The organism is Kaistella sp. 97-N-M2 (assembly GCF_021513235.1).
Taxonomy (GTDB): domain Bacteria; phylum Bacteroidota; class Bacteroidia; order Flavobacteriales; family Weeksellaceae; genus Kaistella.
In genome coordinates this window covers 2,215,052-2,234,534 of record NZ_CP090976.1, presented here as the reverse complement: position 1 = coordinate 2,234,534, position 19,483 = coordinate 2,215,052, and the positions used below count along the sequence as shown (strand labels likewise).

General features: G+C 39.3%; 21 protein-coding genes. 2 read left to right on the top strand and 19 right to left on the bottom strand.

The window, feature by feature from the left end:
- The 7 genes from hisC to L0B70_RS10355 all read right to left on the bottom strand — a co-directional run bounded on the left by hisC (position 1) and on the right by L0B70_RS10355 (position 6,769).
- On the bottom strand, positions 1-1,023 hold the full coding sequence (hisC, locus tag L0B70_RS10385; protein ID WP_235141731.1) for a histidinol-phosphate transaminase: 1,023 nt from the start codon (positions 1,021-1,023) through the stop codon (positions 1-3).
- A complete protein-coding gene (gene hisD / locus L0B70_RS10380; protein ID WP_235141730.1) occupies positions 1,013-2,308 on the bottom strand; it encodes a histidinol dehydrogenase in 1,296 nt (431 codons plus the stop codon). Before hisD ends, hisC begins: the two co-directional genes overlap by 11 nt.
- Before the next feature lie 187 nt (positions 2,309-2,495).
- Complete coding sequence (gene hisG / locus L0B70_RS10375; RefSeq protein WP_235141729.1) at positions 2,496-3,353, bottom strand: ATP phosphoribosyltransferase; 858 nt, start codon at positions 3,351-3,353, stop codon at positions 2,496-2,498.
- A 229-nt stretch (positions 3,354-3,582) separates the two neighbouring features.
- A complete protein-coding gene (locus tag L0B70_RS10370; RefSeq protein WP_235141728.1) occupies positions 3,583-4,680 on the bottom strand; it encodes a glycosyltransferase family 1 protein in 1,098 nt (365 codons plus the stop codon).
- Positions 4,677-5,345: a glycosyltransferase family 32 protein gene (locus tag L0B70_RS10365; protein WP_235141727.1), complete on the bottom strand. Its 669-nt coding sequence runs from the start codon at positions 5,343-5,345 to the stop codon at positions 4,677-4,679. The genes L0B70_RS10370 and L0B70_RS10365 overlap by 4 nt, the downstream gene beginning before the upstream one ends.
- Before the next feature lie 8 nt (positions 5,346-5,353).
- Positions 5,354-6,163 carry a 2,3,4,5-tetrahydropyridine-2,6-dicarboxylate N-succinyltransferase gene (locus tag L0B70_RS10360; RefSeq protein WP_235141726.1) on the bottom strand — a complete coding sequence of 270 codons (810 nt, stop codon included), beginning with the start codon at positions 6,161-6,163 and terminating at the stop codon, positions 5,354-5,356.
- Positions 6,164-6,232: 69 nt separating this feature from the next.
- The gene (locus L0B70_RS10355; protein WP_235141725.1) at positions 6,233-6,769 is read right to left on the bottom strand and encodes a C40 family peptidase; all 537 of its coding nucleotides are present in this window, start codon (positions 6,767-6,769) and stop codon (positions 6,233-6,235) included.
- A 154-nt stretch (positions 6,770-6,923) separates the two neighbouring features.
- On the opposite strand from L0B70_RS10355, the gene prmC reads away from it, so the two are divergent.
- Positions 6,924-7,775, top strand: coding sequence for a peptide chain release factor N(5)-glutamine methyltransferase (gene prmC, locus L0B70_RS10350; RefSeq protein ID WP_235141724.1), 852 nt, complete (start codon positions 6,924-6,926; stop codon positions 7,773-7,775).
- Between the two features lie 1,174 nt (positions 7,776-8,949).
- Here prmC and L0B70_RS10345 read toward each other — a convergent pair.
- From L0B70_RS10345 to L0B70_RS10295, 12 genes are all read right to left on the bottom strand, one after another.
- Complete coding sequence (locus tag L0B70_RS10345; RefSeq protein WP_235141723.1) at positions 8,950-9,606, bottom strand: rhomboid family intramembrane serine protease; 657 nt, start codon at positions 9,604-9,606, stop codon at positions 8,950-8,952.
- Between the two features lie 41 nt (positions 9,607-9,647).
- A complete protein-coding gene (locus L0B70_RS10340) occupies positions 9,648-9,956 on the bottom strand; it encodes an ATP-dependent Clp protease adaptor ClpS (RefSeq protein ID WP_235141722.1) in 309 nt (102 codons plus the stop codon).
- 46 nt (positions 9,957-10,002) lie between these two features.
- Positions 10,003-11,361 carry a hemolysin family protein gene (locus L0B70_RS10335; protein ID WP_235141721.1) on the bottom strand — a complete coding sequence of 453 codons (1,359 nt, stop codon included), beginning with the start codon at positions 11,359-11,361 and terminating at the stop codon, positions 10,003-10,005.
- A 146-nt stretch (positions 11,362-11,507) separates the two neighbouring features.
- Positions 11,508-11,711: a T9SS type A sorting domain-containing protein gene (locus L0B70_RS13545; RefSeq protein WP_407929704.1), complete on the bottom strand. Its 204-nt coding sequence runs from the start codon at positions 11,709-11,711 to the stop codon at positions 11,508-11,510.
- A gap of 408 nt (positions 11,712-12,119) precedes the next feature.
- Positions 12,120-12,980: an ATP synthase F1 subunit gamma gene (gene atpG, locus L0B70_RS10330; RefSeq protein ID WP_235141720.1), complete on the bottom strand. Its 861-nt coding sequence runs from the start codon at positions 12,978-12,980 to the stop codon at positions 12,120-12,122.
- Between the two features lie 67 nt (positions 12,981-13,047).
- A complete protein-coding gene (gene atpA, locus L0B70_RS10325) occupies positions 13,048-14,625 on the bottom strand; it encodes a F0F1 ATP synthase subunit alpha (protein ID WP_235141719.1) in 1,578 nt (525 codons plus the stop codon).
- Positions 14,626-14,643: 18 nt separating this feature from the next.
- Positions 14,644-15,183: an ATP synthase F1 subunit delta gene (gene atpH, locus L0B70_RS10320; protein ID WP_235141718.1), complete on the bottom strand. Its 540-nt coding sequence runs from the start codon at positions 15,181-15,183 to the stop codon at positions 14,644-14,646.
- 1 nt (position 15,184) lies between these two features.
- The gene (gene atpF / locus L0B70_RS10315; protein WP_235141717.1) at positions 15,185-15,682 is read right to left on the bottom strand and encodes a F0F1 ATP synthase subunit B; all 498 of its coding nucleotides are present in this window, start codon (positions 15,680-15,682) and stop codon (positions 15,185-15,187) included.
- Between the two features lie 100 nt (positions 15,683-15,782).
- Positions 15,783-15,980 carry an ATP synthase F0 subunit C gene (gene atpE, locus L0B70_RS10310; RefSeq protein ID WP_027377418.1) on the bottom strand — a complete coding sequence of 66 codons (198 nt, stop codon included), beginning with the start codon at positions 15,978-15,980 and terminating at the stop codon, positions 15,783-15,785.
- A gap of 107 nt (positions 15,981-16,087) precedes the next feature.
- Complete coding sequence (atpB, locus tag L0B70_RS10305; protein WP_235141716.1) at positions 16,088-17,239, bottom strand: F0F1 ATP synthase subunit A; 1,152 nt, start codon at positions 17,237-17,239, stop codon at positions 16,088-16,090.
- Positions 17,240-17,312: 73 nt separating this feature from the next.
- Complete coding sequence (locus L0B70_RS10300) at positions 17,313-17,702, bottom strand: hypothetical protein (RefSeq protein ID WP_235141715.1); 390 nt, start codon at positions 17,700-17,702, stop codon at positions 17,313-17,315.
- Positions 17,686-17,964: an AtpZ/AtpI family protein gene (locus tag L0B70_RS10295; RefSeq protein WP_235141714.1), complete on the bottom strand. Its 279-nt coding sequence runs from the start codon at positions 17,962-17,964 to the stop codon at positions 17,686-17,688. Before L0B70_RS10295 ends, L0B70_RS10300 begins: the two co-directional genes overlap by 17 nt.
- A 102-nt stretch (positions 17,965-18,066) precedes the next feature.
- Between L0B70_RS10295 and ffh the strand changes: the two genes are divergently transcribed.
- Positions 18,067-19,434: a signal recognition particle protein gene (gene ffh, locus L0B70_RS10290; protein ID WP_235141713.1), complete on the top strand. Its 1,368-nt coding sequence runs from the start codon at positions 18,067-18,069 to the stop codon at positions 19,432-19,434.
- Positions 19,435-19,483 lie beyond the last annotated feature (49 nt).

The window sequence follows — 19,483 nt, the reverse complement described above, 5'->3', positions numbered from 1 at the left end:
TTAAATTTCTGATAATAGGTTTAAAACTTTTAAATTCTCGGCAGGTTTCCCAACACTTAACCGAAGGCAATTTTTTAAAGCCGGATGACGAAGACTTGTCCAGATGTAGTTTTGAAGTAATTTTTGATACACCTTTTCGGCATCTTTAAATTCGATCAAAAAGAAATTGGCGTCAGATGGATAGATCTTCACTACCTCTTTATTTTCTGCCAAACCTTTCTTCAATTTTTCTTTCTCTGATAATATCGTCTGGATATTTTCAGCCTGTTCTTTTTCGTTTTGTAATTGTTGCAAAGCCAGTCTTTGACTTTCGCAACTGATATTATAAGGAGGTTTGAACCGATTAATAAATGAAGCAATTTCTGGGGAAGAAATCCCGACGCCAATTCGTAATCCTGCCATTCCATAAGCTTTGGATAAGGTTTTCAACACAATTAAATTCGGATATTTTTTTAGTAAACTAACGGCAGATTCTTCCGGAGAAAACTCGATATACGCTTCGTCCACCACTACGATTCCTTTAAAGCTTTGAAAATAAAATTCAAAATCATCGATGGAATTTCCCGTTGGATTATTGGGCGAACAGAGGAACAAAATTTTAGCCTTCGTTTCCGTCAAAGCCTCCGCAAACTCCGTTTTATTCAATTGAAAATCGGAATTCAGCTGCAGTTTTTCGACGGCTACATCATTCATTTTTGCATAAATCTCGTACATCACAAAACTCGGATTAAAAACCATGATCGAATCTTTTTCAGGATCACAAAATACGCGCATCAGTAAGTCGATCAATTCGTCGCTGCCATTTCCTAGAAACAAATTGGCTGTGTCTACTTTATTAAGGTCCGCGAGTTTTTGTTTTAATTGAACATTTTCAGCATCCGGATAACGGTTGTAATTCCCGAAAGGACTTTCGTTGGCATCCAGTAAAATAAACCGGTCTTTATCATCGGTCGGTCGCGAACTTGAATACGATTTCATTCCCACCAAATGCGGACGGATTGTTTGTTCTAAATTAAATTCCATTTTCTAAAGATTTTAAGCGAAGTGAAACTGCATTTCTGTGGGCATCTAAACCTTCTGCAGCCGCCATAATTTCGATGGTTTTTCCGATATTTTTCAGCCCTGTTTTGGAAATTTCCTGAATAGTTATTTTCTTGACAAAACTGTCGAGGGAAACACCGCTGTAATTTTTGGCAAATCCGTTGGTGGGCAAAGTGTGATTGGTTCCGCTCGCATAATCTCCGGCTGATTCGGGCGTATAATTTCCGAGAAAAATTGATCCTGCATCCGTGATGTCTGCAATGTAATTTCTTGGATTTTCTATTGATAAAATTAAATGTTCCGGCGCGTAAGAATTGCTCAATTCAAGCGCTTCATCAATCGATTTCAATAAAATAAAACGGCTGTTTTCCAAAGCTGATTTTGCAATTTCGTTTCTTGGAAGTTCTGATAATTGTTTTTCAATTTCCTTTAAAGTATCATTGAAAACGATTTCATCTGTTGAAATAAAAACCACTTGTGAATCCGTTCCGTGTTCGGCTTGAGAGAGTAAATCTGCTGCGCAAAATTCCGGATCGGCTTTTTCATCAGCAATGACTAAAACTTCACTTGGACCCGCCGGCAAATCGATGGCGACATTATAATCCATCGCCAATTGTTTCGCCTGCGTGACATATTGATTTCCCGGACCGAAAATTTTATCCACTTTCGGAATATTTTCCGTTCCAACCGTCAACGCTGCGATGGCTTGAGCGCCGCCCACTTTAAAAATTTGGGTGATCCCACACAATTGCGCCGTGTATAAAATGGCTGGATTGATCGAACCACCTTTTTGCGATGGTGTACAAAGGATTACTTCTTGGCAGCCTGCGATCTGTGCCGGAACGGCCAACATTAAAACCGTAGAAAAAAGCGGCGCGGTTCCGCCTGGAATATATAATCCGACTTTTTCAATTGCTCTGGATTCTCTCCAACAGATTACGCCTTCAATCGTTTCAATTTCAATAGATTTCTCTTTCTGCGCAGCGTGAAATTTGTAGATATTTCCTTTTGCCTGTGCTATCGCAACCTTTAATTCTGGTGAAACCTGGGAGACGGCAAATTCAATTTCTTCTTTCGAAACCAATAGATTCTCAATGTTTACTTGATCAAATTTTACCGCAAACTCTTTTAAAGCAGCATCACCTTCATTTCTTACTTTCAAAAAAATTTCCTGAACGGTATTTCTTAAATCTTTCTTTTCAAGAGCTGCCCTTTTCAAGAGTGTTTCCCAGGTATCTTTTTCCGGATATTTAAATATATTTTTCATTTTTACTTTTTATGGACTTATTTTTAACGCAAAGACGCTCAGTAATTTTATTATTCTGTTGACTCGTTACGATCGCAAAGGCGTTTCACTCATCAAAGGCGTATTGCCTATTTGGAGTAAGTTTTACATTGTAAATTGTACATTATTCTGATCTTTAACGTCTAATGTCTAAAATCTCACGTCTACTTTACAAAACCATTTTTTCAATCGGAATCACTAAAATTCCTTCGGCACCGAATTTCTTTAATTCATCGATAATTTTCCAGAATTCGTTTTCCCGAACGACGGAGTGAATACTGCTCCAGCCAGATTCGGCGAGCGGCAAAACGGTGGGCGATTTCATTCCCGGCAAAACGTCAATGATCTTCTCAATGGATTCATTCGGCGCGTTTAGCAAGATATATTTGTTTTCTCGGGAATTAATAACAGCCTGAATTCGAAAAAGAAATGATTCCAGAATGATTGAAATATCTTCGGGGAGATTTTGGCTGGAAATTAAGACCGCTTCACTTTTTAAAACCTGCTCCACTTCTTTCAAACCATTGTGTAATAAAGTACTTCCGGAACTCACCAGATCAGCGATGGTGTCCGCTAAACCGATGCTTGGTGCAATTTCCACACTTCCGGAAATTTCAACAATTTCGGCATTGATATTATTTTTATCGAAATAATTTTGAACGATGGTCGGATAAGATGTCGCGATTTTCTTTCCCTGAAAAAAACTGAGATCTGAATACTCCTGATCTTTCGGAATGGCTAAGGATAATCTGCAGTTTGCAAAACCCAGTTTTCTTACCAAATCCACATTTTTGTTCTGTTCCAAAACTTCATTTTCGCCGATAATACCGATATCGACAATTCCTTGTTCAACATATTTTGGAATATCGTCATCGCGAAGGAAAAGAATTTCTAACGGAAAATTGGTCGCTGAATTTTTGAGTTTACTTTTAAAATCAGGGATCTTGATGCCACATTCTTTTAAAAGTTCCAAGGATTTTTCGCTGAGTCTGCCACTTTTTTGAATGGCGATCTTTAATTTGTTCATGTTCAGTCTTGAGATTGGGTCTGAACAAATGCCTTGATGTGAAACACAAAAAAAACCGTCTTTGTTCAGACGGTTTATTATTATTTTAGTCACTTTGGACCACATTAAATCAACTCGTCTTTAGATGAGATGATGATGATGGATTAAAGTGATTGTATTTTTCATGTTGTTTATAACGGTGCAAATATAGGTCATAAAAAATTTAACTCGCAAGAAATATATTTTACTTCTACTTAAGTTCCTGATAAACAGTATACAAAATTTCCGAAATATTTTTATCAGTGAATTTCTGCACAAATTCAAAACTTTTCTCAGCGCGACGGTTTCTTTCAGCTTCGTTGTTCCAGAGAAATAAAATCTTGGCTTTTATATCTTCGAAATTATGCGGATCGATATAAACTGAATCCGGTCCACCGGCTTCTGGCAGACAACTTAAGTTACTTGTGATAACCGCCGTTTTAGAATAAAGTGCTTCAATCACCGGAATTCCAAATCCTTCGAAAAAACTGGGATATACGAAAACATCTGCGAGTTTGTAGATGGCTGCAAGCTCTTCCGTGGAAACATTTTCCAGGAAATGAACCTGGCTTTCTAATTTATTTTTCTTCAGATATTTCTGGACTTTTTTGAAATAGGTCCTTTTTCGGCCAATGACCACCAATGGAATTTCCGTTCCGTTAATGGCTTTTACGATATTCAAAAGATTTTTTCGCGCTTCAATCGTTCCAACATTAAGAATGAACCTTTCCGGTAGATTGTATTTTTCTTTAACCAAATTTAAAAATACTTCGCTTTGATTTTCTTTAAAAGCCTGGTGACAACCTTGGTAGACGACTCTAATTTTCTCTTCGGGAACTTTTAAAAACTGAATGATATCGCGCTTCGTTTGCTCAGAAATGGCGATGATCAAATCCGCTTGCTCTGCAGCTTTTTTGAATTTCCAGAAATGAATTTTGCGGTCAAAAAATGAATAATATTGGGGAAATCTCAGAAAGATCAAATCATGAATGGTAACGACTTTTTTAATGGGTTTTTTAGTCCATTTTAAAGGCAGCTCGCCAGAAAGTCCATGGAAAATATCGGCATTAATCTGCTGTGCATCCTTTCCCATTTTCAGTTGTCGGGACCAACTTCCTTTCGAAGTTTCTACAAAGGAAACATTGGGTAAATTTAGAATATCGTTTCCTTTCTCTGACTGGTTTTCATTAAAAATAACGTATTCATTTTCCAGAAAATAAGTCGCTAGAATACGGATCAAATCCCGGGAATAATTGCCCAAACCGGAACTGTTGTGGAAGAAACGTTTTCCGTCGAAAGCAATTTTCATTCTTCGAAGGGTTTTATAATATCCTGCGTCATCTGCTTGCGTTTCCAGTGATCAGCTTTTTTATTATAAAGAAAAAACTTGCCGAGTTTATACTTGAATTGCAGATAGCCGCGGTATTCAATGCCGTCGAATAATCGATACGGAATATTGGGATTCTCAGTTAGACATTCATTGATAGCTTTTGAAAAAGCCGTCGGACCCGTGGTTGCGTGAACATCGTGTGGAAATCGGTGGGTTTGGATATTATCTAAAACCAGCTCCAAAGTCCTCTTCAGAAAAGGATGATCTTTATCGAAAATAAGCGCCCACTGACAGTAAAAATGCACATGCCGCTCCACACTTAGTAATGCGACGTCATCAGCTTGGATTAAATTTTTTAATGGTTGCGAAATTCCACTATCGACATCCAGATAAACGCCGCCTTTTTTATACAAAATGGCGTAACGGAAAAAATCTGCTTTCGCAGCCCCGATGGTCAACTGGTTATAGGCTTTTAGATATTCGGTCGGAAATTCCTTTGCAAAAAATTCTTTAATCTCCTCGTCATCATACAGAAAGTATTCATACTCGGGATTTTGCCTTTTCATCTTCCAAATATGCAACCGTGTAATGAGAGGCAGTTTTTTGGTTTTAAAGGTTTGAAAAATTTGTTTCGGAATTGCCATAATTTTACTTAAACGGAAACATTATTTTCCCGCAACGCATCATTTAGAGAAGTCTTTTTGTCCGTCGATTCTTTTCTTTGTCCGATGATCAAAGCGCACGGAACCTGATATTCTCCGGCCGGAAATTTCTTCGTATAACTTCCAGGAATTACAACGCAACGTGAAGGAACTCTACCTTTAATTTCAACAGGAGTTTCGCCGGTCACATCGATTATTTTTGTAGAGGCCGTCAAGACCACATTTGCACCGAGAACTGCTTCTTTTTCTACATGAACACCTTCTACAACGATACATCTGGAGCCAATGAACACATCGTCTTCAATAATTACAGGTGCGGCCTGCAGCGGTTCGAGAACGCCGCCAATTCCGACACCGCCACTCAGGTGAACATTCTTGCCGATCTGTGCACAGCTTCCAACCGTTGCCCAGGTATCGACCATAGTTCCCGAATCTACGTATGCACCGATGTTCACGTACGACGGCATTAAAATCACGCCCGATGCGATAAACGCGCCTTCTCTGGCGACTGCATGTGGAACCACGCGGACGCCTTTTTCGGCATATCCTCTTTTTAAAGGCATTTTGTCATGAAATTCGAACGGGCCGACTTCGATGGTTTCCATTTTCTGGATTGGGAAATACATAACGACCGCTTTTTTTACCCACTCATTAACTTTCCAGCCGTTTTCTGTAGGTTCTGCCACGCGAAGTTCGCCCAGATCGAGTTGACGGATCACTTCGCGGATGGCTTTTCCGCTTTCCTCGGTATGTAAAAGTTCACGGTTGTCCCAGATATTTTCGATGGTCTTTTGTAGCATTAGGTTTATTGTTGATGATTGATAATTGATGTTCGGTGATGAAACTTCGCTGTTGATAAGGTTGTAAATTTACAAAACTCTGCGTGCGAAGAGGTAAGCTTTGTTCCAGTATTTTTCGTTAAGCGAAGAAATAATGACCCCTTTCGATGTGCTAGCGTGAATGAATTTAACTTCGCCTGTGTTTCCGATGTCGTGAACGATCCCCACATGGGTCACTTTGCTGCCGCCGGACGTTGCAAAAAAGAGGAGATCACCGGGTTGCGCTTCTTTTATGGAAATTCCTTTTCCGGTGTTGGACTGATCTTCCGAACGGCGTGGAAGTTTCGTATTGTTTTCGTCGAAAACTTTTACGGTAAAACCGGAACAGTCGAAACCGGAGGAGGTATTACCCGCATATTTGTAGGGTGCTCCTAAATATTTTTCCGCATCTTTCAGAATTTCGCGGATCTCTGCATCAGGATTCCCGGAATATTTAGATTCAAGCGTTTTTAAGTCGGGACTTTTCGCCACGGTCTTCGTTGGGACGGATCTTTTGACCACTTTGTTGGAAGCGCCACAAGACACCAAAAAAAGAACGGTGAGAAATGCAAAGAGAACGTTTTTCATTTTTTATTTTAGCGATTTTTCAAAAGTAGCAAAATTATTTTCAATTGGGAGAAGATTTGGAAATTATCCTTATTTAATAAATGTTTTGGAAGTTTTTTACCGCTTTTTTGGAAAAAGGATTTATATTTAAAAATTACCAAACTTTAGCAGGCAAATGACTTTATCAGAATACAGGAAATACTTCGCAGCGGAATTAGCCGACCTTTATACTCCGTCCGAAAGTGCAGAACTATTTTCGATTTTTATTGAAAAACTAACGGGTCACAATAAGTTCGCGCAACGCCAAATTCAACGTATAAAGCTTACAGAAGTGGAAATTGCGCATTTAGAAGCCATTCTTACGGAACTGAAACGCGGAAAACCTTTTCAGCAGATTTTAGGAGAAACAGAATTTTTCGGCTTAAAATTTTTCGTGAATGAACATGTTTTGATTCCGCGACCCGAGACGGAGGAACTTTTGGAAGTGGCGATTGAAAAAATTAAAAATTCTGACTTCCACGGAAAGGATTTTAAAATTTTGGATATCGGAACCGGTTCCGGAATTATTCCGATCGTGCTGAAAAAAAATTTTCCGGAGGCGCAAGTTTTTGCGATCGATTATTCGGAAGAAGCGTTGAAAACCGCGAATCGAAATGCCAACTTTCACAAAGTTGAAATTGAATTTATCCATCAGGATTATCTGAACGTTGATTTAAGGGATGTGTTCCATGTTATTATTTCGAATCCACCTTACATCGCCCAGCAGGAAGAAAGTGAAATCGCCGCGTCGGTAAAGGAATTTGAACCGAAAATGGCCTTATTTTCCCCCACAAATAATGCGCTTGTTTTTTATGAGAAAATTGCAAAGGACTGCGAAAAGCATCTTTCTGACCATGGTTTGGTCTTTTTGGAGATCAACCAGAAACTGGGAAAGGAAACGCGGGAACTTTTTTCGGAGGTTTTGTCGGAAACCTTTTTGCTAAAGGATATTTCGGGAAATGAAAGGATGGTTTGGGGACGAAAATAGGGATGGCGCGAGCGAAGCGAGCGCCGACCGTGTGAAAAGTGCAATGCCTTACTTATTGGTAAAACAAAGGAGTTTAATGAATTTTTACCGTTGAGATTCTTACTTCGTCCGAATGACAGAGAGATTTTTTACAGGTGGCGCGAGCGAAGCGAGCGCAGAAAGAATGATAAGTGCAATGCGTTACGTATTGGTAAGACAAAGAACTTTAATAAATTTTTACCTTTGAGATTCTTACTTCGTCCGAATGACAGAGAGATTTTTTAAAGTTGGCGCGAGCGAAGCGAGCGTCGAAAGAATGATAAGTGACTGCGTTACGTATTGGTAAGACAAGGGACTTTAATAAATTTTTACCGTTGAGATTCTTCCTTCCTCAGAGGGGCAGAGAGATTTTTTTTTAGCTGGCGCGAGCGAAGCGAGCGCTGAAAGTGTGAAAAGCTCAAAAGGTTTTTGTAAAAAGTTCAAACCACAATTTTATACGTTATAAAAATTAAGCGGCTTGGTTTCCCAAAGAGACTGTTCCTTTGTCAGAACGACAGAGAAATTTTTTAAAGTTGGCGCGAGCGAAGCGAGCGTCGAAAGAATGATAAGTGCACTGCGTTACGTATTGGTAAGACAAAGGACTTTAATGAATTTTTACCTTTGAGATTCTACCGTCGTCAGAAGGGCAGAGAGATTTTTAGAAGCGGCGCGAGCGAAGCGAGCGCCGACCGTGTGAAAAGTGCAATGCGTTACGTAGTGGTAAGACAAAAGAGTTTAATGAATTTTCACATTTGAGATTCTTCGTTCGTCAGAATGACAGAGAGATTTTTTTTAGCTGGCGCGAGCGAAGCGAGCGCAGAAAAGAGTGAAAAGTTGAAAGTTGAAAGTTGAAAGTTGAAAGTTCTTCTTAACACTTGGCACTACAATTTCAAAGTCATAAACATTGTGCCGGCAGGTTTCTCAAAGGATTCTTCCTTCCTTGGAATGACAATAAACTGAACCCATTTTTTGCAAAACATAAAACTATAAAGGTTTTGGTCACACGTTTTTATAAACTTTCGCAGAAAAACAGCCTGAAGTTATAGCCCCGGTTGTGGTGGAAATCCTTTTTGGCGGCGCGCCGCCGCCAAAAAGATTGCAACGGAAAACGGGTCCACCAGTGGAATACCACGAAAATCTTCGTGCTCCAAAAATTTTAGCCAATTTTCTTTTTCACGAAAACCATATACGCCATATAAATGAGCGGCAGCGCCATAATGCCTAAGAACAAGGCATTTTCTACAGCGCGCTCCGGCTGCAGACCCACGGCATAAACCAAACCGAAAAATGCGCCTCCCAAATGCGCAGCATGGCCGATGTTATCGTTATGCTTGGGGTTCAGCATCATGTACACGGAATAGGCGAAATATAAAAAACCGAAAATATAGCCCGGAATGGCGATTGGGATAAAGAAAAAGTAAATACCCAGGTCCGGAATCATCGCAATCGACGCAAATAAAATTCCGGAAACCCCGCCACTGGCACCTATCGCGGAATACCACGCCTGGTTTTGATACAAATACAAGGAAAAAATATTCCCGAGGAGGATCGAGCCAAAGTATACAATTAAAAATCCGGTAATACCAAAAGCTTCTACTACAATGGGTCCGAAAAAATACAGCGTCATCATGTTGAAAAGAAGATGCATTAAATCTGCATGCAGAAAGCCCGCAGATAAAAGCCGGATATATTCTTTCCGCTGAAGGATCGCGCCGACATTAAATTTGTATTTTTCGAAAAGCGCCTGATTGTTAAAAGCGATATAACTGATAATCGCCGTAACCGCGATAATGACTAAAAGAACTGGACTCATAAATTTTTATAAAATAAAAGTTTCGAAAAACGAAACTTTAGTTAAACGATTTCTGATGTTAAACCCCGCGAAAGAAGTTTTTCGTGCATGGGCTTTAGTTTCTCCAAACTGCCTGTCTTCACCGTACATTTCCCCTTGTAATGCACAAGCATGGTACACTGTTCGGCCTGCTCTAAGGTATGCTCGCAAATTTCAACCAAAGCTTCGATCACGTCGTCGAACGTATTTACATCATCATTCCACAGAACAATTTTGTAAACTTCATCTTCCTGCTCGAGGACCGCAACGTCTTCTTCGTATTCCCGCTGTGGTTTATCGTAATTTTTAGAATTATAAATAATGCTAAACATGACTTAAAATTTTTTTAATGTTGAAAAGTGCGTGCCCAAAGAATTCTTATAGTTCGGACATTTCTTCGGAAAGCGTGTCGATAAGATTTGGCTCTTCATAAACCAATTCGACCAGATCTACGCTTTTATTCTGCATTTTCAGGATTTTCACGTGATAATCGTTGATGGTAAACTCCTGATTTTCGCCTGGAATATCTTCGAGTTCGTGTAATATATAACCTGCCAAAGTGTTGTATTCGCCATCTTCCGAAAGCGGAAACAGTTTGGGCAAATGTTCATTAATTTCATCTAAAGGTTGCGTTGCCTGAACCCAGAAAACATTTTCACCTACTTTATCGACGATTTTTTCTTCGTCATCTTCTTCATCTTGAATTTCACCGACCAGTTCTTCCAAAATATCTTCCAGCGTCACAATTCCTTCCGTGCCACCAAATTCATCGATAACCACGGCCAAATGCTGCTTTTTCTGTTGAAACACTTTTAAAAGATCCGAAATCTTTTTACTTCCAACCACAAAAAAGGCATCACGCATTAATTCCTGCAAATCGGTGTGATTAAGCACACCTTTTCTTTTTACATACTCGCGGATGATTTCTTTGGCGTAAAAGATTCCGATAATATTATCGATTGAATCTTTATAAACGGGAAGTCTGGAATAACCACCGTCCATAATAATAGTAATGATATCTTCTACAGGATCTTCAATATCTATGGAAGATATATTTTGTCGCGGAACCATAATCTGCTTCGCAGAATGATCGGTAAAGTCGAACGCATTTTTTATGATCTCGTAGTTCTCTTCCTCGATTTCGCCGGAATCTGCTGATTGTTTTACCAAAAGCTGCAACTCTTCCGTCGAATGAATTTCCTGTTCGGAGGCAGGATGAATTTTTATCAAACGGAGGAATCCGTTCGACATGTGATTCATCGTCCAGATAAATGGTTTAAAAACCGTGTAAAAAACCCGTAATGGCATGGCGATGACCATGGCGGTTTGTTCGGCTTTTCTTATCGCAATGGATTTCGGAATTAATTCTCCGAAAACGATGTGCATAACTGTTATCAAAAAGAAACTTATGACGAGGGAAATCGTGGTGACGGTTGCGTCTGCAATGGCAACTTCGAAATAATGGAAGCTGTTTTCGATCACATGATGCATTGCACTTTCGCCGACCCAACCTAAGGCCAACGAAGCTAAAGTAATCCCCAGCTGCGTTGCAGAAAGGTATTCATCTAAATGTTTAATGAGATGTTCAGCCTGTTTTGCCATCGAATTTCCTTCGGCGGCTTTGATCTGAATTTGAGAATAACGAACTTTAACGATAGAAAATTCTGCGGCTACGAAAAAACCATTGAGTACTACTAAAAACAAAGCTAATAAAAGCTTGACGACGTCTGAGTCCATTTAATTTTTGAAATATTTGATGCAAAGATAATTAAATTTAAATAATAAAATTTTTATGTCACGTTCTAAAAAACAGGGTTTTGAAGGAAAATGATTATAAAAAAGCACCAGTATTTACCGATGCCTTGTAAGAAAAAAAGTGGGTTCTATTTTTTGATAAATTTAATAGCCTGTTTGCGCTCGCCATCTTTCAAAGGAACCAACAGGTACATACCGGGAGCTAAATACCTAACATCAACTTCTATATTTTTAGCACCTTTTAATAGGCTTTCCGTTTTAACTCTTTTTCCCGAAGCATCGTAAATTTCGAGATCTAAAGTTTTGTATTCGGTGGTAACATCAACGAACAGATAATCCTGAACCGGGTTTTTTTGAGGGAGATCTCACTACCAAATGTCAGAGTTTCATTCGTTTTTAAGTTTACGCCCGCTCCCAGAACTATCTGCCAGGAATTAAGCGTAGTTGGGTCTGTCGCTCCATAATCGTAGACAATCAGTATCCAGTTTCCACTTATTTATTTTCCTGTAAGAAACGTACTCATCATCCCTGGATGATGATTAGGAAATTTGGCTGTTCCATACGAAGGTAAATAATTTCCTGCCGGAATTGCAAAATAATCCTGTCAACAAAAAGCTGACTGCAAAAAATTTACGGCGCAATCTTAAAAAAAATACAGCGTAATAACCTGATAACCTGCGGTATTAAGACCCAAAAAAAAGACTGCAAACTGCAGTCTTTTAATGTAATATATTTTTTCCTTAAGAATTCTTCAAAGCTTCAGCACCACCTACGATTTCTAAGATTTCGTTAGTAATTGCAGCCTGACGCGCTTTGTTATAGAAAATCTTCAGATCACTTCTCAAAGCTTCCGCATTATCGGTAGCCTTGTGCATGGCAGTCATTCTGGCACCATGCTCGGAAGCAACAGAATCTAAAATGGCTTTGTAAACCTGAGTTTTTATGGATTTCGGCATCAGGACATTTAAGATTTCTCCCGCGTTGGGTTCGAAAATATAATCCGTATTTACCGCCACGCCTTCTTTTTCAGGAAGAGCAATCGGCAATACCTGCTCCAAATGAACTTCCTGCGTTGCAGCATTAATGAATTTGTTATAGATTACAAAAACTTTATCGAAAGTTCCTTCTTTGTAATCATTCATCACGTTTTCCATAAAACTGGAAACTCCCTGAAAACTCATGGAATCAAAGATTGCACTCTGGTTGTCGTACACCTTTCGGCTTCGTCGCACGGCATCGTACACTTTTTTTCCTACAGAAAGAATTTCAACTTCGTGCTGGGCATTGCTGATGGCAGTGTTCAGTTCTTTAATGACCGCAGAGTTGAACGCACCGGCCAAACCTTTGTTGGAAGTGACTACAATGTAAAGAACTTTCTTCACCTCTCTTTCTGCAGTGTACATTGAAACGCCTTCCAAATCGGTAGTTGAACTTACGTTTTCAATAATTTCCTGCAGTTTTTCGGAGTAAGGTCTCAACATCACGATTGCATCGGTGGCTTTCTTCAGTTTTGCTGCCGAAACCATTTTCATCGCACTCGTAATCTGCATGGTGGAAGAGATCGAAGTAATCCTTGCGCGTATTTCCTTTAAATTTGCCATTCTTTGAATTCAAAGTTTAAAAAATTCAGTATTCAAAAAAATTCTGAATACTGAAGATTAAATATTTTTAGTTGTATTTGGAAGCTAATTCTGCAGCTGCCTGTTTCAGAACTCCTGTAATTGTATCATCAATCTTTCCTGTTTTAATGGCTGCCATTGTTTCAGGATGTTTCGATCTTAAGAACGCTACATATTCCTTCTGAAATTCTTTTACCTTCTCGATAGGTACATTTCTCATCAGGTTTTCAGTTCCGGAGTAAATCATCGCCACCTGAGAATCTACCGGAAGTGGTGAATTTACAGGTTGCTTCAGAATCTCCACGTTTCTTTCCCCTTTGGAAATAACGGCCTGTGTAGAAGCATCAAGATCGGAACCGAATTTTGCAAACGCTTCCAGTTCTTTGTATTGCGCCTGATCAAGTTTCAAAGTACCTGAAACTTTTTTCATTGCTTTGATCTGAGCGTTACCTCCCACACGCGATACCGAAATACCTACGTTGATCGCCGGGCGAACTCCAGAGTTAAATAAATCCGTTTCGAGGAAAATCTGCCCGTCCGTAATTGAAATTACATTCGTTGGAATATATGCAGAAACGTCACCCGCCTGAGTTTCGATAATTGGAAGTGCAGTTAAAGAACCGCCACCTTTTACAATCGGTCTTAAAACCTCGGGTAAATCGTTCATTTGAGCGGCAATTGTATCATCTTTGATCACTTTTGCAGCCCTCTCCAATAATCTGGAGTGAAGATAGAAAACGTCTCCAGGATAAGCTTCACGGCCCGGTGGTCTTCTTAGTAATAAAGAAAGTTCACGGTAAGCTACCGCCTGTTTGGATAAATCATCATAAATAATTAAGGCCGGACGACCAGTGTCGCGGAAAAACTCTCCAATCGCAGCACCCGCCATTGGTGCGTAAACCTGCATTGGCGTTGGATCGGAAGCGTTTGCTGCTACCACTACGGTATAAGCCATTGCTCTTTTATCCGTTAATGTTTTTACAATTTGCGCAACGGTGGACCCTTTTTGTCCAATCGCTACATATATACAGAATACAGGCTCGCCTGCATCATAAAATTCTCTCTGATTTAGAATCGTATCAATCGCAACCACTGTTTTACCAGTCTGACGGTCACCAATGATCAATTCTCTTTGTCCTCTTCCGATTGGAATCATGGAATCAATCGCCACAATACCTGTTTGCAACGGCTCGGTTACGGGCTGACGGAAAATTACTCCCGGCGCTTTTCTCTCCAACGGCAATTCGTACAATTCGCCGGTGATAGGACCTTTACCGTCGATGGGGTTTCCAAGAGTATCAACAACTCTTCCCAACATTCCTTCTCCTACTTTGATAGAAGAAATCCTTTTGGTTCTGTTTACCGTATCTCCTTCTTTCACCAATTTAGACTCGCCCAAAAGTGCAACTCCAACATTGTCTTCTGCAAGATTAAGAACGATTCCTTCAATACCGCTTTGGAATTTTACCAATTCACCGTACTGAACATTTTCTAAACCGTATACTAAAGCGATACCATCACCGATGGTCAATACAGTTCCTACTTCTTCCACATTCGACTGTGTATCGAAGTTTGCTAACTGTTGTTTAAGAATTGCAGATACTTCTGCCGGATTTATTTCTGCCATTTTATGGTTTTTTTTGTCTTAATTTAATTGAAATTCTTTCTGAAGCTGCGTGAGTTTAGATTTTACCGAAGCATCAATCTGTTGATCGCCCACTCTCAAAATGTAACCTCCTAAAATATTGGGGTTGATAATTGTTTTCACGTCAAATTTATTTTCGTGATTAACCAATGCTGAAGATTTTAAAATATTCTGAATATTTTCTGTTGAAAGTGTAGTCGCAGCAGTCAAAGTAATTCTCTGCACTCCGTTCATGTCCTCCACTTTATTCACAAATTCCTGTGCAATGTTCTGCATCTGGCTTTCTCTTCCGTGTTTAATAACCATGGTTACCATATTTTGGGAAACCGGAGAAAAACTTTTGAAAATTTCTAAAGCAATACTAATTTTTTTCTTTACATCAATAATCGGCGAACTGAAAAAATTCTGCAGTTCTTTGGATTTGCTGATGGTTTGCACAATGTCCTTCATTTCACTAAATACAGAAGCCGTGCTTCCGGATTCCTGCGTGAAATTAAGCAGACCTTGCGCGTATCTTTTTGCTACTTTACTTGTAAGCATTTTAGTTCAGGTTAGATTTGTTAAGCATATTTTCCACCAACGCATTTTGCGCCCCATCGTTATCCAATTTTTGGTTCAAAATTGTTTCTGCGATGTTAACAGACAAAGTACTGATTTGGTTTTTGATATCCGACATTGCCGCAGATTTTTCAGCCTGGATGGACTGTCTGGCCTGCTCGATCATTTTATCGCCTTCCGTTTGCGCCAACTCTTTCGCTTCACCTACGATTCGGTCTTTAATTTCCCTGGCTTCTTTCAAGATGTTATCGCGCTCTACCTTCGCTTCGCGGATGATTACTTCGTTTTCAGCTTTCAAATTAAGAACTTCCTGCTTCGCAAGTTTTGCCTGGTTCAAAGAATCTACGATGGTCACTTCTCTTTCGTTAACAGCATCCATAATCGGCTTCCAGGCAAACTTTCTTAAAACCAAAAGTAAGATCAAAAAGATAACGGTCTGGATGAGGAATAAACCTGATGAAAAATTTTCTAATAATCCCATACGAGTTATAATAAATTATTGTAATTGAATTTTAATTTTTTAAAAAACCACTTGCCGTAACCAACCGTTCCCGGCAAGTGATATTTTTTGTAGAAACTTCTTAGTTTACCGCAAATAATGCAGCAAAAGCAACTCCTTCTACAAGAGCTGCAGCGATCAACATCGCTGTTTGAAGTTTACCAGCCTGTTCTGGTTGTCTAGCCATACCTTCCAAAGCAGCAGCACCGATTTTCCCGATACCGATACCTGTTCCGATTACTACTAAACCTGCACCGATGATTTTTGGCATTTCTTGCATAATATAAATTTTAAAAAATTAGTTCGTAAATTATAATTGATAGTACTTTAATGATGAGGGATGTTCGATTGTACTATCATTAATCGAGATCCCTTAAGCCTAATTAATTAGTGCGCCATACCTTCTTCTCCTTCATGACCGTGCTCTTCATTAGCCATACCGAAATATACTGCAGATAGCATCGTAAAAATATAAGCCTGTAAAAAGGCTACCAAAACTTCCAGCAAATAAATAACGAAGGTTAAAAATGGAAAAGCAATTCCGGCAATTACGTTTTGGAAATAATAAATCAAAGCGATCAAACTCATTACGATAATGTGACCTGCAGACATATTCGCGAAAAGACGAATAAGTAGGGAGAAAGGTTTGATGAACAGTCCGATGATCTCAATCGGCATCATTACAATTTTCATTGGCCAAGGCAATCCCGGCATCCAGAAGATGTGCTGCCAATAATTTTTGTTCGCTGTAAACTGTGTGATTAAAAACGTTAAAAGCGCCAAAGCGAATGTGATCGCGATGTTCCCTGTAACATTAATCCCGAAAGGCATTAATCCAAAAACATTCAGGAATAAAATAAAGAAAAAGATGGTCAACAAATAACTCATGTATTTTTTGTAGTTCGCACCAATGTTTGGCTTCGCAATATCATCTCTGATAAACAAAATTACCGGTTCTAAAATTTTTGCCGCGCCCGTTGGGACCAAAGATTTTTTGTAACCTCTTGCGATCGAGACAAAAATCAAAATCAACAGGAATGCAGTTACCAGAATCATCAAAACACTTTTGGTAATTGAAAGATCGAAAACCTTCTCATTCGTGGCATGTCCTTCTTCATCTAAAGTCAAGGTGCCGTTTGCATCTGTTTTATAAATTTTTTCGTGAGAAAGCGCGTAGTGTCCGCCTTTGCTTTCTACCACTTCTTCACCGTGGTGAAATTTGGAGCTCATAAAAGCGTGAAAACCATTGGCTGCATCGTAAAAAATAACAGGAAGAGGGAAACCGATATGATTTTCGGTGCCGTCATCATTTTTCGACACCATAATATCGAAACTGTGGCTGTCTAAAAGGTGATGATCGATGTAATTTTTGTTCTCTTTTTTAATTTCTTCCGGAGCGGAAAGCTCAGATGCTACTTTTTCCGAAGCATCATGGGAAACAGCGGTTTCTGTGGCAGAAATTACCTTAGTTTCGTGTTGAGCGAACGTTGAAGAAAATGTCGATAAAAAACCTATTACAAGAACTACTCTTTTCAGCATTGCTATATCTTATTTTAAAGTTTTGCAAAAATAGGACAAATAATCATAATATAAAAATCCTTTTTTACTGATTTTATTCATCTTTTTGGGGAATTTCGGGTTCTCCAATTTGGATAAGCTTCACTGCGTAAAGGGTTTCGAGCACCAGCGAAATCAGGTAAGGAATAATGAAATGAATTTTATAATTAGGAACTTCGCTTAAATTGAGCTTTTTCATGACCAAAAACATAATCGTGAGTTTAAACAGAATCAATCCCATAAAAGCAAAACCGATGTAAGTTGGATAAATTTTCTTGATGATGGAAATAATCGTCAAAACCATGACGAAAAGCAGTGTTAAAAAGAGGTAGTATTTCACGAAAGTGGTTTCCAACCCGATCTCCAGAATTTGCCAGAGCGCAAAATGGATAAAAAACATGAAAAAATAAAGGATAATATATAAAGTGTTATTTTTTATTTTCATTCTTCTGAACGTTTTTAAGTTGATTTAATAAATTGTAAAAAGCCAGTCCCATCGCCAAAAATCCAACGCCAACGGTCAACAGTTTGTTCGGAAGATCGAAATATTCGTTCAGCTTATTTCCGCCCCAAAAGCCAAGTCCCATCGTCGCCAGCATTTGAAAAACGATGGCAGAATAAACGCCATACTGCCGAAGCCCATTTCTGGCATATTTCTTTTCATCCTCTTTGGAGAATTCCGGATCGGAAGAATTTTCGTCGGTCATCTTTTTATTTTTGCAAATCTACTGATAATCGGGCGATTTAAAAATTTCGAATTTTAAGTTTCAGCTAATTTCCCTATTTTTGCAGTTCTTAAATAAAAAACAATGTTCAACAGTTTACAGGATAAATTAGATAAAGCGCTTCACAATATTTCAGGGCGCGGTAAAATCTCAGAAATTAATGTTGCAGAAACGGTGAAGGAAATTCGCCGCGCACTTGTTGATGCCGATGTAAATTATAAAGTTGCAAAAGACCTCACGAAAAGAGTTCAGGAGAAATCTTTAGGGCAAAACGTGCTCACAAGTTTAAGTCCGGGACAGTTGATGACGAAAATCGTTCACGACGAACTAGTGGATTTAATGGGTGGCACGCAGGAAGGAATAGATCTTTCGGGCAAACCCAGCGTTATTTTAATTGCGGGACTGCAAGGTTCCGGTAAAACAACGTTTTCAGGAAAACTGGCGAATTTTTTAAAGCAAAAGAAAAGTAAAAAACCTCTTTTGGTAGCGTGCGACGTTTACCGTCCCGCCGCCATCGAGCAGTTGAAAATTTTGGGACAGCAGGTTGGCATTCCGGTTTACACGGAAGAAGGCGCAGTTAATCCCTCTTCGATTGCGGAAAATGCCGTGAAATTCGCAAAAGAAAACGGCCACGATGTGGTGATTGTAGATACTGCAGGACGTTTGGCCATCGATGAGCAGATGATGAACGAGATTAAATCGGTTCATTATTTCATCAAACCGAATGAAACGCTGTTCGTTGTGGATTCCATGACGGGACAGGATGCGGTGAATACGGCAAAAGCCTTTAACGATGCATTGAATTTTGATGGTGTTGTTTTAACTAAATTAGATGGTGATACGCGCGGTGGAGCGGCTTTAACGATCCGTTCCGTTGTGGAAAAACCCATCAAGTTTATTTCGACCGGAGAAAAAATGGAAGCTCTGGATGTCTTTTATCCCGAAAGGATGGCGGACCGGATTCTGGGAATGGGAGATGTTGTTTCCTTAGTTGAGAGAGCACAGGAACAGTTTGATGAGGAGGAAGCCAAAAAGCTTCATAAAAAAATTGCCAAAAACGAATTTGGTTTTGATGATTTCTTAAAACAGATCAATCAAATCAAAAAAATGGGTAATATGAAGGATTTGATGGGCATGATTCCGGGTGTTGGGAAAGCCATTAAAGATGTGGATATCCAGGACGATGCTTTTAAACATATCGAAGCCATGATCCACTCGATGACGCCGGAAGAAAGAAGACGGCCGTCCATCATCAATACCCAAAGAAAAAACCGAATCGCAAAAGGCGCGGGCAGAAAAATTGAAGATTTAAATCAATTGATGAAGCAGTTTGAACAGATGGGCAAAATGATGAAGATGATGCAGGGTCCACAAGGCAAACAAATGATGGAAATGATGAGCAAAGGAATGCCGAAAATGCCGGGCGCCGGCGGAAACTTATTTGGCAAATAATTTTTTTTTAGATAAAATACAAAAAAATCCTGAGAATAATTTCTCAGGA

Coding starts and splice junctions, on each gene's coding strand:
- hisC (WP_235141731.1), bottom strand. CDS start 1,023: ATGGAATTTAATTTAGAACAAACAATCCGTCCGCATTTGGTGGGAATG.
- hisD (WP_235141730.1), bottom strand. CDS start 2,308: ATGAAAAATATATTTAAATATCCGGAAAAAGATACCTGGGAAACACTC.
- hisG (WP_235141729.1), bottom strand. CDS start 3,353: ATGAACAAATTAAAGATCGCCATTCAAAAAAGTGGCAGACTCAGCGAA.
- L0B70_RS10370 (WP_235141728.1), bottom strand. CDS start 4,680: ATGAAAATTGCTTTCGACGGAAAACGTTTCTTCCACAACAGTTCCGGT.
- L0B70_RS10365 (WP_235141727.1), bottom strand. CDS start 5,345: ATGGCAATTCCGAAACAAATTTTTCAAACCTTTAAAACCAAAAAACTG.
- L0B70_RS10360 (WP_235141726.1), bottom strand. CDS start 6,163: ATGCTACAAAAGACCATCGAAAATATCTGGGACAACCGTGAACTTTTA.
- L0B70_RS10355 (WP_235141725.1), bottom strand. CDS start 6,769: ATGAAAAACGTTCTCTTTGCATTTCTCACCGTTCTTTTTTTGGTGTCT.
- prmC (WP_235141724.1), top strand. CDS start 6,924: ATGACTTTATCAGAATACAGGAAATACTTCGCAGCGGAATTAGCCGAC.
- L0B70_RS10345 (WP_235141723.1), bottom strand. CDS start 9,606: ATGAGTCCAGTTCTTTTAGTCATTATCGCGGTTACGGCGATTATCAGT.
- L0B70_RS10340 (WP_235141722.1), bottom strand. CDS start 9,956: ATGTTTAGCATTATTTATAATTCTAAAAATTACGATAAACCACAGCGG.
- L0B70_RS10335 (WP_235141721.1), bottom strand. CDS start 11,361: ATGGACTCAGACGTCGTCAAGCTTTTATTAGCTTTGTTTTTAGTAGTA.
- atpG (WP_235141720.1), bottom strand. CDS start 12,980: ATGGCAAATTTAAAGGAAATACGCGCAAGGATTACTTCGATCTCTTCC.
- atpA (WP_235141719.1), bottom strand. CDS start 14,625: ATGGCAGAAATAAATCCGGCAGAAGTATCTGCAATTCTTAAACAACAG.
- atpH (WP_235141718.1), bottom strand. CDS start 15,183: ATGCTTACAAGTAAAGTAGCAAAAAGATACGCGCAAGGTCTGCTTAAT.
- atpF (WP_235141717.1), bottom strand. CDS start 15,682: ATGGGATTATTAGAAAATTTTTCATCAGGTTTATTCCTCATCCAGACC.
- atpE (WP_027377418.1), bottom strand. CDS start 15,980: ATGCAAGAAATGCCAAAAATCATCGGTGCAGGTTTAGTAGTAATCGGA.
- atpB (WP_235141716.1), bottom strand. CDS start 17,239: ATGCTGAAAAGAGTAGTTCTTGTAATAGGTTTTTTATCGACATTTTCT.
- L0B70_RS10300 (WP_235141715.1), bottom strand. CDS start 17,702: ATGAAAATAAAAAATAACACTTTATATATTATCCTTTATTTTTTCATG.
- L0B70_RS10295 (WP_235141714.1), bottom strand. CDS start 17,964: ATGACCGACGAAAATTCTTCCGATCCGGAATTCTCCAAAGAGGATGAA.
- ffh (WP_235141713.1), top strand. CDS start 18,067: ATGTTCAACAGTTTACAGGATAAATTAGATAAAGCGCTTCACAATATT.